Origin of the sequence: Azospirillum rugosum, assembly GCF_017876155.1 — a bacterium.
Lineage (GTDB): Bacteria > Pseudomonadota > Alphaproteobacteria > Azospirillales > Azospirillaceae > Azospirillum > Azospirillum rugosum.
In genome coordinates this window covers 261,444-276,176 of record NZ_JAGINP010000001.1, presented here as the reverse complement: position 1 = coordinate 276,176, position 14,733 = coordinate 261,444, and the positions used below count along the sequence as shown (strand labels likewise).

Annotated in this window: 14 protein-coding genes; 4 read left to right on the top strand and 10 right to left on the bottom strand. The window is 68.8% G+C overall.

Features of this window, described 5'->3' with window-relative positions; genetic code table 11:
• Positions 1-8 precede the first annotated feature (8 nt).
• From J2851_RS01345 to J2851_RS01320, 6 genes are all read right to left on the bottom strand, one after another.
• Positions 9-2,291, bottom strand: coding sequence for a polysaccharide deacetylase family protein (locus J2851_RS01345; protein WP_209762727.1), 2,283 nt, complete (start codon positions 2,289-2,291; stop codon positions 9-11).
• On the bottom strand, positions 2,288-3,154 hold the full coding sequence (locus tag J2851_RS01340) for a glycoside hydrolase family 191 protein (protein WP_209762724.1): 867 nt from the start codon (positions 3,152-3,154) through the stop codon (positions 2,288-2,290). The genes J2851_RS01345 and J2851_RS01340 overlap by 4 nt, the downstream gene beginning before the upstream one ends.
• Positions 3,155-3,171: 17 nt before the next feature.
• On the bottom strand, positions 3,172-4,098 hold the full coding sequence (locus tag J2851_RS01335) for an NAD-dependent epimerase/dehydratase family protein (RefSeq protein ID WP_209762721.1): 927 nt from the start codon (positions 4,096-4,098) through the stop codon (positions 3,172-3,174).
• Positions 4,099-4,201: 103 nt separating this feature from the next.
• Positions 4,202-4,606 carry a response regulator gene (locus J2851_RS01330; RefSeq protein ID WP_209762719.1) on the bottom strand — a complete coding sequence of 135 codons (405 nt, stop codon included), beginning with the start codon at positions 4,604-4,606 and terminating at the stop codon, positions 4,202-4,204.
• A gap of 277 nt (positions 4,607-4,883) precedes the next feature.
• The gene (locus J2851_RS01325) at positions 4,884-5,276 is read right to left on the bottom strand and encodes a response regulator (RefSeq protein WP_209762715.1); all 393 of its coding nucleotides are present in this window, start codon (positions 5,274-5,276) and stop codon (positions 4,884-4,886) included.
• 28 nt (positions 5,277-5,304) lie between these two features.
• Positions 5,305-7,131 carry an extracellular solute-binding protein gene (locus J2851_RS01320; protein WP_246500341.1) on the bottom strand — a complete coding sequence of 609 codons (1,827 nt, stop codon included), beginning with the start codon at positions 7,129-7,131 and terminating at the stop codon, positions 5,305-5,307.
• 140 nt (positions 7,132-7,271) lie between these two features.
• On the opposite strand from J2851_RS01320, the gene J2851_RS01315 reads away from it, so the two are divergent.
• The gene (locus J2851_RS01315; protein ID WP_209762708.1) at positions 7,272-7,967 is read left to right on the top strand and encodes an EboA domain-containing protein; all 696 of its coding nucleotides are present in this window, start codon (positions 7,272-7,274) and stop codon (positions 7,965-7,967) included.
• Between the two features lie 110 nt (positions 7,968-8,077).
• The gene (locus tag J2851_RS01310) at positions 8,078-8,698 is read left to right on the top strand and encodes a glutathione S-transferase family protein (protein ID WP_209762705.1); all 621 of its coding nucleotides are present in this window, start codon (positions 8,078-8,080) and stop codon (positions 8,696-8,698) included.
• Positions 8,699-8,951: 253 nt separating this feature from the next.
• Here J2851_RS01310 and J2851_RS01305 read toward each other — a convergent pair whose 3' ends face one another.
• From J2851_RS01305 to J2851_RS01295, 3 genes are all read right to left on the bottom strand, one after another.
• Complete coding sequence (locus J2851_RS01305) at positions 8,952-10,058, bottom strand: TRAP transporter substrate-binding protein (RefSeq protein ID WP_209762702.1); 1,107 nt, start codon at positions 10,056-10,058, stop codon at positions 8,952-8,954.
• 158 nt (positions 10,059-10,216) lie between these two features.
• Positions 10,217-11,851, bottom strand: a complete 1,635-nt coding sequence (locus tag J2851_RS01300) for an alpha-amylase family glycosyl hydrolase (RefSeq protein WP_209762700.1) — start codon at positions 11,849-11,851, stop codon at positions 10,217-10,219.
• A 64-nt stretch (positions 11,852-11,915) separates the two neighbouring features.
• Entirely contained in the window at positions 11,916-12,245 is a 330-nt protein-coding gene (locus J2851_RS01295) for a hypothetical protein (protein WP_209762697.1), read from the bottom strand.
• A 161-nt stretch (positions 12,246-12,406) separates the two neighbouring features.
• On the opposite strand from J2851_RS01295, the gene J2851_RS01290 reads away from it, so the two are divergent.
• Positions 12,407-13,540, top strand: coding sequence for a DNA topoisomerase IB (locus J2851_RS01290; protein WP_209762694.1), 1,134 nt, complete (start codon positions 12,407-12,409; stop codon positions 13,538-13,540).
• A gap of 59 nt (positions 13,541-13,599) precedes the next feature.
• Positions 13,600-13,923: a hypothetical protein gene (locus J2851_RS01285; RefSeq protein WP_209762691.1), complete on the top strand. Its 324-nt coding sequence runs from the start codon at positions 13,600-13,602 to the stop codon at positions 13,921-13,923.
• A gap of 147 nt (positions 13,924-14,070) precedes the next feature.
• Here the strand turns inward: J2851_RS01285 and J2851_RS01280 are convergent, their stop codons facing one another.
• Entirely contained in the window at positions 14,071-14,643 is a 573-nt protein-coding gene (locus tag J2851_RS01280) for a cytochrome b (RefSeq protein WP_209762688.1), read from the bottom strand.
• Positions 14,644-14,733: the final 90 nt, after the last annotated feature.

Here is a 14,733-nt window from a genome sequence, read left to right as displayed (position 1 = left end):
CCGTCCCCCTACCGTGATGTCCGCTGGACGCGCAGCGTCAGCGGCCGGATCGCGGCGGCGTCGATGGCGACGTTCAGGCGCCGGTCGGCCCCGACCTCGGCTTCGCTCTGCCACAGGACCGTGCCGCCGCGCTCCGCGGTGATGGCGTAGCGGCCGGGCTCCGGCACGTGCCAAGCCATCTCCCCCCGGCCGTAGCCCTGGGCGCCGACGCGGAAGCCGCCGCCGTCCACGACCAGACCGCTGAACGCCCAGCGCCCCTGCACGAGGTAGGGCCGGTCCGCCGGCGGATCGTTGTCGGCGCGCGCCGTCTCGCCCAGGGCCACCACCGGCTCCGCAACCGCGGGGTCGAGCGCCACATAGAGGCTGCCCTGGTGGTGCCGCTGCCCGAGCACCCCCGTGGACCGATTGAGGTCCACCGCGGTGAAGCTGGCGCGGTCGAAGCGCAGCGTGTTGAGGTCGCCGCGGTCCGTGACGCGCCACCGCCGCTCCCCGTCCGGAACGAATCGCGTCGCGTAGAATCCGTCCGCGATGGCGGCGTAGGTGGAGGCCATCACCGGGGCGATCTCCGCTTCCCGCGCGGCGGTCAGGTTCCGGCGCAGCGCCTGGACGCTGGCGGTCTTCTGCCCGGAATACATGTGGTAGTAGATGTTGAACGGCTTCAGCCGCAGCGGGCTGTCGGTGTTGCGCACCGTGTTGATCAGGTTCTGGAACCCGAAGAATCGGTTGGTCCAGAGGTCGGTGTAGGTGTTCTCGTTGCTGTTCCCGGAGTAGATCTGCCGCTCCGTTCCCACCGGAAGACCGATGGGCGGCACCGCGGTGATGGACGGGAACTCCGCGTCGAAGCGGGAATCGCCGCCGTTCATGTTGCGCGCACCGGCCTTGCGCGTCGCCGCGACGGCGGCCGAGAAGGGGGAGGTGTCGCCGGGCCACTGCACCAGCACGGCCTTCTTCCCCTCCGGCGCCATGCGCGTGAAGTAATCGAGCGCGCCGCCGATCTCCTGGTCCAGGTCGAAGGGGCGTTCCAGATAGGCGCGCGGGATGGAATAGCGCCCGATGTCCGACACCTCCCCCACTGCCTCGTGGCCGGGGGCGGTGGCCTTGCGGCGCCCCAGAAGCTCGTCGAAATAACCGCGCCGCGGGGCGTCGTCGGCGCGTTCGTTGAACACGGCTTCCTTCTGCGGGGTGTAGTCGGCGAAGAAGGACCAGCGGAAGGGGTGCGTCCAGGTGTGGCTGGCGGGCTCCACCTGCGGCAGGGCGAACAGGCGCGAGGCCGCGCCCCGCGTCTCCGCGGTGCCCTTCCAGTCGGCGTGCACGTCGCCGACGATGGGGGCGACCGTCACCGGCAGGTCCGGGAAGGCCTCGATCGCCTCGCGCCGGACGACGTCGGCGGCGATGACCCCACCTTTGTTGTTTGGATCCTTGTTGTACGGCTCCACCTCCGTCACGTTGCGCCAGCCATCGCCGTCGATGTGGCTGAAGTAGATGCGGCGCCCCGACAGGGTGGTGACGTCCGGTTTCGGCAGGTCGTCGGTCGCGAAGACCGTGCGGAAGAAGGCGAAGGGGTCGAGAATCCAGAGGCTGCGGTTCAGCTCCGCGTCATAGTGCCGGACATAGCCGCTGTAGGCGAAGCCGCCGTTCGGCCCGGTGACCACCAGATGGGTGTCCGTCGCCTCATCCCCGTTGCGGCGGATCACCAAGTGCGAGTCGTAGCGCCCGTCGGTCTTGCGGTAGAGCGCGAAGCCGGGCAGCACGCCGATGAGCGGCCGTTCGTAGCCGACCATGGCGTCGCTGACCACCGGGCGCGCACGGTAGGTCAAGTCCACATAGCCGTCGTCGTCGCGCAGGCCGAAGCGCGCGAAGAAGCGGTTGGACAGGGCAAGCGGGACCGTCTGCCCGTTCGACCGGCCGCGCACCCCCGCCTGGCCGAGCACGGCGAAGCGCAGGCCGCGGTCCATGGCGGCCGACGCCCAGGCGATGTAGGCCTGCGGATCGGCGAAGGGCTCGTTGGTGAACCAGGTGACGACGCCGCGCAGGTCCGGGTAGCGCGACAGGTCCGGAAGACCGTCCGCCACGTTCCAATAGGCGACGGTCAGGCCCAGGTGGTTCAGCGGCATCTCCGCCATCGTGTGGATGCGCGTGCGGCGGACGATGCCCTCCTCCCGCAAGTCCACGAGCGCGAGGATGGTGCGCGGAACCGCACCCCGCTCCGCCGCCCGCGCCGCAGCAGGCAGGAGGGCCGCGGCGAGGATCAGCAGGACGGCCAAGCGGTGAAGGAGACTCCCGAGCCTCACGGGGCCTTCTCCACGCCCCGGGCGGTGGCCGCCGCGGGCTCCGGCACGATGCGGTCCAGGTCGACCACGGACACGTAGGGCGCAAAGCCGTTCGCGCGCTGGAGCGCGTAGATGCGGCGCAGGCCCTCCGCGTCGGCCGGGTCCCAGTAGTCGAGGGAATAGAGGCCCAGCGCGGCGTTCAGCCGTCGGGCGCCGGTCAGCGCCTCGACCTGGAATCGGTAGTCGTCGGCGGATTGCAGGCGCGGCTTCTTGGCCGCGAAGTCCCACCCCGCGTAGACGCTCTCCCCCAGCGCATAGTCGAGCACCGGCGCGACGTCCGGCAGGATCTCGTAGGCGCGGTTCTGCATGATGCGGATGCCCGGCCAGTTGGCGCGGATGGCGCGGACGAGCCGGGCTGCCCCCTCCGTCATGCCGGCCCAGCGCTTGGCGTCGGTGCGCTCCAGGTGCGGCGGGTTGTCGAGCGTGTCGAGGAAGATGCCGTCGAACCCCCGGCGCAGGATGGACGGGACCAGTTCCTCGACCACCAGCTTGACCCAGCGGCTGTCGCGGACGTCCACGTAGAAGCTGCCGGCCCAGTTCGGGTTCTCCTGCGACAGCAAGCCCCAGTCCTTCACCTGGGCGAACCAGGGGCGGTGCAGCTCCACCTCACCCAGGCTGATGTAGCCGAGCAGCGTCTTGCCGCGGTCCTTCAGCACGCGCAGCGGCGGGTGGTGCGCGCTGTCGAGCACGAGCAGCCGGTAGGGCTCGAAGGCCTTCACGGGCTCCTTGTCGGCGTAATACACCGCCCATGGGGCGGGCGCCGGGGACGCCTGCGCTCCACGCGGGAGGGTCAGCGCCGCCGCTCCGCCCAGAAGGCCGTGCATGAAGGACCGCCGTCCGATCACGCCAGCCACGCCAACGTGTCGCGCAAGCCCTCTTCCAGCGACGTCTCGCAGGCCATGCCGAAGGCGGCGACCAGCCGCGATGGGTCGCCGATCGACACGCGGATGTCGCCGGGCCGCGCCGGTCCGGTGCGGCGGTCGAGCGGCTTGCCGGCGACGGCGGCCAGCACCTCCGCCAGCCGGTTCACCGTGGTCGGCGTGCCGGTGCAGACGTTGTAGACCGGCGCACCGGGCTGCGGACGCTCCATGGCGGCGGTCAGGTAGCGCACGAGGTCCTTCACATAGACGAAGTCGCGCACCTGCTCCCCGTCGCCGTTGACGGTGATCGGCTCGCCGCGGGCGATGCGGCCGGCGAAGATCGAGATCACCCCGGAATAGGGCGACTTCGGGTCCTGCCGCGGCCCGAACACGTTGAAGAAGCGGAAGCCGGTCGTCGGCACCCCATGCACCCCGTCGGCGACGCGGGCGTGCAGCTCGCAGCCCAGCTTGTCGGCGCCGTAGGCGGACAGGGGTCGGGTCGCGGCGTCCTCCGTCAGAGGCATGTTCGGGTTGTCGCCGTAGACGGCGGCCGAGGAGGCGTAAACGACCGGGACCGGCCCACCGCCCCGGGCGCGGCGGGCCGCGTCGAACACGGCGATGGTGCCGGACAGGTTAGCGTGGTGCGTCTCCAGCCACGCCTCGCGCGAGCGATCCACGGAGGCGACGGCGGCGAGGTGGAAGCAGCCGTCCACGCCGCTCATGGCCGCGTCGACCGCAGCCGGGTCGGCGACGTCGCCGACGGTGACCGGGACCGAATCCGGCAGGTTCTCGCGCTTTCCCGTGGAGAGGTCGTCGAGCACGCGGACCTCGTGCCCGGCGGCCAGCAGGCGTTCGATCAGGTGCGAGCCGATAAAGCCGCAGCCGCCGGTGACGAGATAGCGCGCCATCGTTTCTTCCCCTCTTTGAAGGTGCTGTTAAGGCGTTCGAAGTAGCCCGTTTGGACGTCTACGCAAACGGCCGCGGCCCGGATCTCAAGGCAGCGAAAAGGTCTCAGACGGCCGGAGCCGGAAGGGTCCTGTCCATGATGCCCACGATCGTCGCCAGGAAGTCCTTCGGCTTGATCGGCTTCGACACGTGCGCGTCGAAGCCGGCGTCGGTGAGCCGGCGCTTGTCGGCGGGCGTGGCGAGGTTCGTCACGGCGACCACGGGCGTGGCGGCCAGGGCGGCGTCGGCGCGGATCATCTTGATCAGTTCGACGCCCGAGACGTTCGGCATCACGATGTCCATGACGACGAGGTCCGGCGGCACGTCGCGCATCAGGTCGATGACCAGGCGCGGGTCCTCCGCCTCCACCACCGTGTAGCCGCCTTCCTCCAGGCAGCGGACGAACAGCTTGCGCATCAGCACGTTGTCTTCCACCACCAGGATGGTCTGCGCCTTGTTCACCGAAGTCATCGCCGTGCTGTCCGCAAGTTGAATAGGGGCATCAGAAATGCGCCACGCGCAACGGCTGTGGTCAAGCTGAGATTTACCGAAATCCAGCTGCCCCCGCAACGCGACCGCGTGTCCGTGTTCGGCGCGAATAAAATAGAATTATTCTAAAACTGCAAGCGGCTTGCCCAGGCGCCCCACCGTTTCGGGGGCCCTGTGGCCGAAGCGCCGCAACGGCGTGCGGCGACCCTACGCCGGTCCGCGTTCGCCCGGTGGTGACAAGGTCAAGGTGTCGGAACGGCTACGCGCCGTCGTCGTCCGGAGCGGCGTGGCCGGCGCATCGATGCGCCATCCGGACGAGCTGCGCATCCTTGACGGGATGGCGGAGCACGCCGGCGGCGCAGAGCCGTTCCGCCGTCTCCTCCTCGGTCCCGGCGTCGATGACCACGCAGACGGGCATATGGGCGAGATCGGGGTCCTGAAGCAGCGCGGCCCGGAACTCCCACCCGTTCATGCCCGGATCCTGAAGGTTCAGGCCGAGGAGGATAAGCGCCGGGCACACGCCCTCGTTCAGGCGGGCGAGCGCCGCTTGGCCGCCCGCGACCTCTTCGACATCGAACCCCGCCTTGCGCAGAGCATCGGCCATGCGCGCCCGCAGGACCGCGTCGTGTTCGACCACCATGACTGTGCTCATGCCGGTCTCCTCCCGATAGACGCCCACATCACCGCGGCGGCTGCTCGGCCACCGACTTGGCGTCGCCGAGCCACCACGCGTCGAAGGCCAGCGAGTAGGGCGGCAGCGTGGCCGGCCGCTTCAGGCGGTTCCAGTAGGCCACGCGGTAGACGCCCGAATACCACTGCGGCACGACGTAGTGGCCCCACAGCAGAACGCGGTCGAGCGCGGAAACCGCCGCCTTCAGATCCTCCTCGCTGCCGGCGCTGACCACCTTGCCGATCAGCGCGTCCACCGCCGGGTCGCGGATGCCGGCGAGATTCTGGCTGCCCGGCCGCTCCGCCGCGCTGGAACCCCAGAATCCCGCCTGCTCGTTGCCCGGCGACAGGGACTGGCCCCAGACATGGACGGTCATGTCGAAGTCGAAGTCCCGGATGCGGTTCTCATACTGCGTCGTGTCCACCGTGCGCACGTTGGCCTGGATGCCCAGCCGCTTCAGGTTTTCCACGAAGGGCAGCGTCACCCGCTCGAAGGTCGGGCTGTCCAGCAGGATCTCGAAGGACAGCGGTTGTCCCGTCGCGACCATGACGCGCCGGCCGTTGCGGACGTCGGTCCCGGCCTCGTCCAGCAGGCGCTTGGCCTCCAGCAGGTTGCGGCGCAGTCCGTTCTGGCCGTCGGTCGACGGCGCCCTGTAGGGCTTTTCGAAGACCTCGTCGGGGATCTTGCCGCGCCAGGGTTCCAGCAGGGCCAGCTCGCGCCCCTGGGGAACGCCTTGCGATTGCAGCGGGGAGTTCTCGAAGTAGCTCTCCGTCCGCTTGTAGGCGCCGTAGAACAGCGTCTGGTTCGTCCATTCGAAGTCGAAGGCCTGGGCGATGGCCCAGCGCACGCGGCGGTCGGCGAACATCGGCCGGCGCGTGTTGAAGACGTAGCCCTGCATGCCCGCGGGAACCTGATTCGGAATCTCCTCCCGCACCACCTTGCCGGCCTGGACGGCGTCGAAGTCGTAGCCGGTCGCCCAGGTCTTGGCGACGTTCTCCTGGCGGAAGTCGTACAGCCCGCCGCGGAAGGCCTGGAGCGCCACGCTGGCGTCGCGGAAATACTCGTAGGCCATAGTGCCGAAGTTGTTGCGGCCGACGTTCACGGCCAAGTCGGCGCCCCAATAGTCGGCCACGCGCTCGTAGCTGATGCTGCGCCCGGGATCGAAGGCGGCGATGCGGTACGGCCCGCTGCCGAGCGGCGGGTCCAGCGTCGTCGCCTGGAACTCCTTGCCCTCCCAGTAATGCTTCGGCAGGACCGGCAGCTGCCCGACGATCAGCGGAAGCTCCCGGTTGTCGCCCGGCTTGAAGGTGAAGCGCACCCGCCGGTCGCCATCGGCCTCCACCTTGTCCACGGCGGCGTAGTAGCTGCGGTAGAAGGGGTGGCTCTCGGTCAGGGTGTGGAAGGTGAAGACCACGTCCTCGGCCGTTACCGGCTTGCCGTCGTGCCAGCGCGCCTGCGGGCGCAGCGTGAAGGCGACCCAGGACCGGTCCTCCGGCACCTCGATGCTCTCGGCCAGCTGGCCGTATTCGGTGAAGGGCTCGTCCGCGGCGTTGGCCATCAGCGTGTCGTAGATCATCGTGGCGCCGGCCGCTGGCACGCCCTTCAGCGCGAAGGGGTTCAGCGTGTCGAAGGACCCGATGGCCTGCAACGTGACCTTGCCGCCCTTCGGCGCGTTCGGGTTCACATAGTCGAAATGCTTGAAGTCCGCGCCGTATTTCGGCTCCCCGTAGAGCGCCATGCCGTGGCGCGGCTCGGCGGCCGCCGGGGCCACCGCCATCAGCGCAACCAGAGTGAGGGCCGCCATCGAAGCGGCCAGCGGACCGGCAATCCCACGCATCTCCGTCTTCCCTCGCATGTCCCCCACCGTCGACAATTCAACAGATGGGGCGCAGGGGTCGGCACGGCGCCCTCTCCTTTCGGAACCTTCAGCCCGGCCGCCGGTTGACGGGAACGCCCACCTGCGAAGGGTCCCCGGCCATGATCCAGCCCTATCACCCGATCGACACGCAGCACGTCCTGTTCCTCCTGCGCCAGTGGCTGAAGGCGGTGTCGCCGCCGGCCGGGGTCGAATGGCTGGACGACGCCCGCGACACGGTGAACGAGGGCATGGACGACGATGTCTTCACCGCCGCCGTTGTGGAGGCGCCGAAGCGCCTCGGCCACGCGCCCCTGCGCCTGACGCGCGAGGATCAGGCGGACGCCGCCAAGGCCCGGCCGGGCTGGCGCCCACAGCGCTGGACCGCCGACGTGGCGGCGCGCGCGGTCCTGCTGCTCAGCTACGACGACAGCGACGGGGAGGCCTACGCCGGGATGGTGACCGGGCTGCTGAAGCTCGGCCGGGGCGAGATCTCCGCGGTCCTGTACCGCTGCCTGCCGCTGCTGCCCTATCCGGAGCGGCACCTGTCCTGGGCCACCGCCGCGACGCGGTCCGACCACCGGGAGCTGTTCGAGGCGCTCGCGCTCGGCAACCCCTATCCGGCGGAGCGCTTCGACGAGCCGTCCTGGAACAGCCTGATCATGAAGGCGGTGTTCCTGGGCGTCCCGCTGTCCGACGTGGACGGCCTGGACCGCCGCGCGAACCCGGTGCTGGCCCGCGAGCTGCGGGACTATGCGCAGCAGCGCAAAGCCGTCGGGCAGCCGGTGGATCCCGGCATCTGGCATGCCGCGGGCTGACCACCCGCGCGGACGTCCGAAGGATTCCCCTGGCATCGCTCAGGCTTCGCCGTCATGGTGCGGCCGATTCCACGCGCCCAGACGCGACGCCAGAAGGGAGAATAGAGACCGTGACCGCCGCCTACACCGTTTATGGCCAGTACAATTCCCAGCCGGCGACCCGCGTCGTGCTGTTCCTGTCGATGGCGGGCGAGCCCTTCGCCTACCGCCACATCGACCTGCGCACCGACCAGCAGAAGTCCCCCGGCTACCTCGCCATCAACCGGTTCGGCCGCGTCCCCACCCTGGTGCACGGCGACGTCAACCTGTCCGAATCGGGCGTGATCCTGACCTATCTCGCGGAGAAGACCGGCAAGTTCGGCGGCCGCGACGAGCGGGAGAAGCTGAAGCTCGCGGAATGGCTGTCCTGGCTGGCCGACGTCCTGCTGCCGGTGCAGCGCGCCCGCGCCGTGCGGCAATTCAACGGCGACCGCAACGCCCTGCCCTGGCTCGACGCCGCCGCGGCGGCGGGTCTTGCCCAGTTCGACCGGCACCTGGACGGCCGCAGCTTCATCGAAGGCGAGCGGGTCACCATCGCCGACATCTTCGCCTTTCCCTGGATCGACCTCGTGGAAGAGGCGGCCATCGACCTCGCCAAATACCCGAACGTCCAGGCTTGGCACGCCCGCATGCTGACCCAGCCCGGGGCCAAGCGCCAATACGACCTGATGCCCCGCCAGGACGTCGGCTGACAAGAAAAAGCCCTTCTCCCGCCGGGGCTAAAGTATTCACATACTTAGCTTATGCGGTAAGTGACTGGCGCCGTAAGAAAAAGCCCCTCTCCCTTGAGGGGAGAGGGGTTGGGGTGAGGGTGGCGACGGCCTTCTGGCCGGCCGGAAGCAAGCACAAGCAACCGAAGACGAGCATTTCTCCAGGCTATCGCCCGTAACGCCCCTCACCCCAACCCCTCTCCCACAAGGGGAGAGGGGCTTTGGAACAATACCGTTACTTCTTGGCGCTGACCGAGGTTACGAAGCTGTCGTACGGCAGCTCGGCCACGCGGGCCCACAGCTGGGTCTCTTCCAGGAACGGCTTCCAGTTCTCGTAGATCGTCTTGAAGTTCTGGTTGTTCTTGGAGATCTCGTCGTACAGGTCGAAGGCGATCTTGTGCGCCTGCTCCATCAGGTCGCGCGGGAAGGCGCGGAGGATGGCGCCCTTGGCGACCAGACGCTTCAGCGCCTTGGCGTTCTCCGCGTCGTAACGGGCCGTCATGTAGGTGTTGGCCTCGGCGCAGGCGGCCGTCAGGATCGACTGATAGGCCTTCGGGAGCTTTTCATACTCCTGCAGGTTGACGTAGAGCGAGACGTTCGGTCCGCCTTCCCACCAGCCCGGGTAATAGTAGTACTTGGCGACCTGATAGAAGCCGAGCTTCTCATCGTCGTACGGGCCGACGAACTCGGTCGCGTCGATGGTGCCCTTCTCCAACGCCGGGTAGACGTCGCTGCCCGCGATCTGGGTCGGGGTGGCGCCCAACTTGGTCATGATCTGGCCGGCGATGCCGGCGATGCGGATCTTCAGGCCCTGGAAGTCGGCGGCGGTCTTGATTTCCTTGCGGTACCAGCCGCCCATCTGCACGCCGGTGTTGCCCGCGGCGAACTGGATGACGTTGTGGTTCTTCATGAAGGCGCGCATCAGGTCCAGGCCGCCGGCCTGGAGCCAGGCGTTCATCTGGCGCGCGTTCGGACCGAAGGGGATCGCCGTGTCGAAGGCGAAGGTCGGATCCTTGCCGACGTAGTAGTAGCCGCAGGTGTGGCCGCACTGGACCGAGCCGTTCTGCACGGCGTCGAGCACCTGGAGGCCGGGGACCAGCTCGCCGGCGGCGTGGACGCGGATCTGGAACTTGCCGTCGGTGGACTCGGCGACGCGGCGGGCGATGACCTCCGACGCGCCGATCAGGACGTCGGTGCTCTTCGGGAAGCTCGACGCCAGGCGCCACTGGATCTCCGGCTGCGACTGCGCGATGGCCGGGGCGGCCACGCCGGCAACCGCAAGGCCGGCACCCGCCGCCGCCGCACCGGCGCCCGCCGACTTCAGAAACGCACGTCTTTTCACGACTCTATCTCCCATGGGCGTTGCCTCCCCGACGGTTCCAAGGGGCTTGGCCGGACGTCTCCGGGACCACTTGTTGCGGGGGATTTTTCACCCGCGTAACAAAGCAGTGTTTTAGAACCGTTTCACCGCATAAATCCGCATGTCTGGTCTACGCTGGGTCACCCCGCGCCGGTGCGCAGCCCGAGGAAGGCCGACAGCGGCGGCAGCACCAGCGTCCGACCGTCCGCGGTGACCTCCGGCGCCGGCGCGCCGGGCGGGCGCGGCAGGTCGAGTGCGACAAGTTGCGGCTTGCGTTTCAGGGAATACTCGGCCGGCTCGTCGGCGAAGTTGAAGGCGGCCAGCAGGCTCTCCCCGTCCGCCACACGCTCGAACGCGAGGACGGAGCCCTTGTCCTCCACGGCCTCCACGCCGCCCGCGGTTAGGGCCGCGTGGTTGCGCCGCACACGGAAGGCTTGGCGCCAGATGTCCAGCGGGCTTCCCGGGCGGCGCTCCTGCGCGTCGACGGCCAGCGCCCGGTGGGTTTCGGCCACCGGCAGCCAGGGCTCCCGCGCGGTGGAGAATCCGGCGTTCGACGCGTCGCTCCGCCAAGGGATTGGCGTGCGGCTGCCGTCGCGCCCCTGGAACTCCGGCCAGTAGGTGATGCCGAAGGGATCACGGAGCTGGTGGTGCTCCAGCGCCGCGTTGGGCAGCGCCAGTTCCTCCCCCTGGTACAGGCAGACGGTGCCGGGCAGCGCCGCGAACAGCGAGGCCAGCAGCGCGTTGAAGCGCTCCGGATCGGCGCCGGCCGGCAGCCAACGGCTGGCCGCGCGCTCCACGTCGTGGTTGGAGAAGCTCCAGCAGATCGACTCCGGCCGCGGCGTCCCGTTCAGCGCGCTGGCGAAACCCTTGGCCGTGAAGGGCTGCTTGGCCAGCGCCAGGGTGTAGGCGGCGTGCAGCCCTTGCGGCCCGCAGTAGGAGGCGATGCGCTGGCCGGCGCCGGGCTGGCTTGACAGTTCGCCCAGCAGCACCCGCCCCGGATACCGGTCCACGACCTCGCGCAGCCGGGCCACCACGTCACGCACGCTTGGGTGCATCATGTCGTAGAGGTGCCGTTGCAGCGCAAAGGGCTTCAGCGGCGGCTCCGGCGCGTTCCACACCACCGAGGGGTTGGAGCGCAGCTGCGGGTCGTGCGCGAAGAAATCCACCGCGTCGATGCGGAAGCCGTCCACGCCGCGCTCCAGCCAGAAGGCGGCGGTGTCGCACAGCGCCTGCATCACCACCGGGTTGTGCAGGTTCAGCGATGGCTGGCTCGACAGGAAATGGTGCAGGTAGTACTGGCGCCGCCGCGGCTCCCAGGTCCAGGCGGCCCCGCCGAACACCGACAGCCAGTTGTTGGGCGGCGTGCCGTCCGGCCGCGGGTCGGCCCAGACGTACCAGTCCGCGAACTCCCCGTCGCGGGCGCGGCGGCTGGCCGCGAACCAGGGGTGCGCGTCGGAGGTGTGGCCGCAGACCAGGTCGACGATCACCTTCAGCCCGCGCAGATGCGCCTTGTGCACGATGTGATCGAAGGTCGCCAGCCGGCCCATGCGCGGATCGATGGCGCGGTGGTCGGTGATGTCGTAGCCGAAATCCTTCAGCGGCGACGGGTAGAAGGGGCTGATCCACACCCCATCCACCCCCAGCGACGCCACGTGGTCGATGCCGTCCAGCACGCCGTCGAGGTCGCCCCAGCCGTCGCCGTTCCGGTCCAGGAAGCTGAGCGGATAGATCTGGTAAAGGGCCGCACCGCGCAGCCAAGACGAACCCGGGGCCATCGCCACCCTCCGCAGGAAACCCGTGCGAAGGGTCGGCCCCTCCCCCTAACGATTGGTTACCCGGCTACTTTTGGTCACCAGCCGGCAAGCGCAGCCACGGCGCCCAGGCCTGCCGCACCATCCCGGTCCACGCCTGCGTCCAGGCCTGCATCGGTGCGGCCCACAGCGCCATCATCGGGTTCGCCATCAGGGGGTTCGCCATCATCGGATTCGAAGCGGTGTTCTGCAGCATCTGTCTCATCAGCGCAGGCCCGAACTGACCGAGCGCGGCGTCGAAGGACGGTGTCGCCGTGATCTGCACCGCGATCATTTCGGCCCCGCGCTCCGGGTCCTCCCGGTGCAGGATCTGGATGTCCATGTTGGGCAGGGCGGCGGTCAGCTTGGTTTCTTCCATCGTCACTCTCCCGTAGGGCACGGCGGCCAGGATAGGGCTTTTGCACGTGCGAAGAAACTCTTCGCCATCTCGTCAACCGCAACCCCGCGCAACCAAAAAGCTCCGGCCCCCGTTGAAAGGAAGAATTCCGCCAAAAGGTTCCGACCTCATAGGTTTCCGATATGGATGGCTCCATCCCCACCGACCTGCAAGCCGATTCGAAGGAGGCCGCGGCCTGCGCCGGCCTCATCTACGTCTCCGACGAGGAGCCGGGCATCCGTCGGCGACGGGCCGGCAAGGGCTTCACCTACAAATGGCCGGACGGGCAGACGGTGACGGAGGAGGATACGCTGGCACGCATCCGCAAGCTGGCGATCCCGCCGGCCTACCGCGACGTTTGGATCTGCACCGAGCCGGAGGGGCATCTCCAGGCCACGGGGCGCGACGACAAGGGGCGCAAGCAGTACCGCTACCACCCCCGCTGGACCGAAATGCGCGAGGGCACGAAGTTCGGCCGCATGCTGGAGTTCTGCCGCGCCCTGCCCGCCATCCGCCAGCGCGTGGACGAGGATCTGTCCCGCCGCGGGCTGCCGCGGGAGAAGGTGCTGGCGACCGTCGTCCGCCTGCTGGAGACCACCCTGATCCGCGTCGGCAACGAGACCTACGCCCGCGAGAACCAGAGCTACGGCCTGACCACGCTCCGCGATGACCACGCGGACATCGAAGGCTCGGAAATCCGCTTCTCCTTCAAGGGAAAGTCGGGAAAGGAGTGGAACGTCTCGCTGAAGGACCGCCGGCTCGCCCGCGTCGTCCGGGCCTGCCAGGACGTGCCGGGCGAAGAGCTGTTCCAGTATATGGACCAGGACGGGGAACGGCACGCCATCGCGTCCGGCGATGTGAACGACTACCTGCGGGCCATCACCGGCCAGGATTTCACCGCCAAGGACTTCCGCACCTGGGCCGGCACGGTGCTCGCCGCCATGGCGCTGAAGGAGTTCGAGAGCTTCGACAACAAGACCAAGGCGAAGCGCAACGTCACCCGCGCCATCGAGCAGGTGGCCTCCCGCCTCGGCAACACGGCCAGCGTCTGCCGCAAGAGCTACGTGCATCCGGAGGTGCTGGACGCCTACCTGGAGGGCGACCTGCTGCAATCGCTGAAGCGCGAGGTGGAGACGGAGCTTCGCGAGGATCTGTCCGGGCTCGACGCGGAGGAGGCCGCGGTGCTCGCCTTCCTGCGCGAACGGCTGGAACGGGAAACCCGTGCCCGCGCCAGCGAGGGTGCCCGGCGGCGCAATGAGCGGCGCAACGCCGCGTGAGCCCGGCTGTTCTCGTGGAAGAGAAGTCACCCTTAAGGGAAGGAACCGGGAGAACCGCCATGGCAAAGACGACGACCGACCACGACGAAATCCGCCATTGGGCCGAAAGCCACGGGGGAAAGCCCGCCGTCGTGCGCAGCACCCACCATGAAGGCACCAAGAGCCGGAAGACCGGCGTCGGCCTGCTGCGCCTGATGTTCCCGAAGGCCCGGCAGTCCGACCACGACGAGCTGGAAGAAATCCAATGGGACGAGTTCTTCAAGCAGTTCGAGGACTCGAAGCTGGCGCTGCTCTATGAGGAAGGGTCCAACTTCAACAAGCTGATCGGCCGCGACACCGCCGAGAAACGCGAGCACGGCGACCACAAGGCCGCGCGGCATTGAGGTGGTGGGGGTGAGTGGTCGCACAGGGCCCCCACCCAACCCTCCCCCACTTCGCGGGGGAGGGCTTTAAGCGTCGAGCGGCGGAGTTCCCTCCCTCGCCGAAGGTGGGGGAGGGTTAGGGTGGGGGCCCAGTGCGACCACTCCCCCTCACCGCACCTCCCGCGCGCCCCACGGCAGCATCCGCGTCAGCGCGCCGTCCTTCAGCACATACTGGTGGAACATGGCCGCGGCGGCGTGCAGGCCGGCGACGATCAGGATCAGGTTGCCCAGGACCTCGTGCGCCTCTTCCAGCAGGTGGCCGAGGTCCTTGTTCTCGCCCAGCAGCGTCGGCAGCGTGAACAGGCCCCAGACCTCGACCGGGCGGCCATTGGCCTGCGACATCAGGACGCCGACGACCGGCACGGCGATCATCAGGACGTAGAGCGCCACATGCCCGCCCTTGGCGGCCAGCGCCATCAGCGGCGACGTTCCCGCGGGCAGGGCCGGCGGCGGGCTGACGTAACGCCAGACGAGCCGCAGGACGACAAGCAGCATCACGGTGGCGCCCACCGACTTGTGCACGCCCATGAGCGCGCTGCGCTCCGGTCCGCGGGGCATGCCGTCCAGGACCTGGATCAGGACGAAGGCGGCGATGATCAGCAGCGCGATGGCCCAGTGCAGGGCCTGCATGGGCAGGTCGTAGCGATCCTTGGCGGGACTCGACAGGGCGGGGTTGGACATGGTCGTCCTCCGTTTGGCAGAATCGTTCGTTCCCGCCATTCTGGACGACCGCAGCTGAACCTTGCCTGAACGGGCGCGCCGACCCGGCGA

Coding starts and splice junctions, on each gene's coding strand:
- J2851_RS01340 (WP_209762724.1), bottom strand. CDS start 3,154: ATGCACGGCCTTCTGGGCGGAGCGGCGGCGCTGACCCTCCCGCGTGGA.
- J2851_RS01335 (WP_209762721.1), bottom strand. CDS start 4,098: ATGGCGCGCTATCTCGTCACCGGCGGCTGCGGCTTTATCGGCTCGCAC.
- J2851_RS01330 (WP_209762719.1), bottom strand. CDS start 4,606: ATGACTTCGGTGAACAAGGCGCAGACCATCCTGGTGGTGGAAGACAAC.
- J2851_RS01325 (WP_209762715.1), bottom strand. CDS start 5,276: ATGAGCACAGTCATGGTGGTCGAACACGACGCGGTCCTGCGGGCGCGC.
- J2851_RS01320 (WP_246500341.1), bottom strand. CDS start 7,131: ATGCGTGGGATTGCCGGTCCGCTGGCCGCTTCGATGGCGGCCCTCACT.
- J2851_RS01315 (WP_209762708.1), top strand. CDS start 7,272: ATGATCCAGCCCTATCACCCGATCGACACGCAGCACGTCCTGTTCCTC.
- J2851_RS01300 (WP_209762700.1), bottom strand. CDS start 11,851: ATGGCCCCGGGTTCGTCTTGGCTGCGCGGTGCGGCCCTTTACCAGATC.
- J2851_RS01295 (WP_209762697.1), bottom strand. CDS start 12,245: ATGGAAGAAACCAAGCTGACCGCCGCCCTGCCCAACATGGACATCCAG.
- J2851_RS01290 (WP_209762694.1), top strand. CDS start 12,407: ATGGATGGCTCCATCCCCACCGACCTGCAAGCCGATTCGAAGGAGGCC.
- J2851_RS01285 (WP_209762691.1), top strand. CDS start 13,600: ATGGCAAAGACGACGACCGACCACGACGAAATCCGCCATTGGGCCGAA.
- J2851_RS01280 (WP_209762688.1), bottom strand. CDS start 14,643: ATGTCCAACCCCGCCCTGTCGAGTCCCGCCAAGGATCGCTACGACCTG.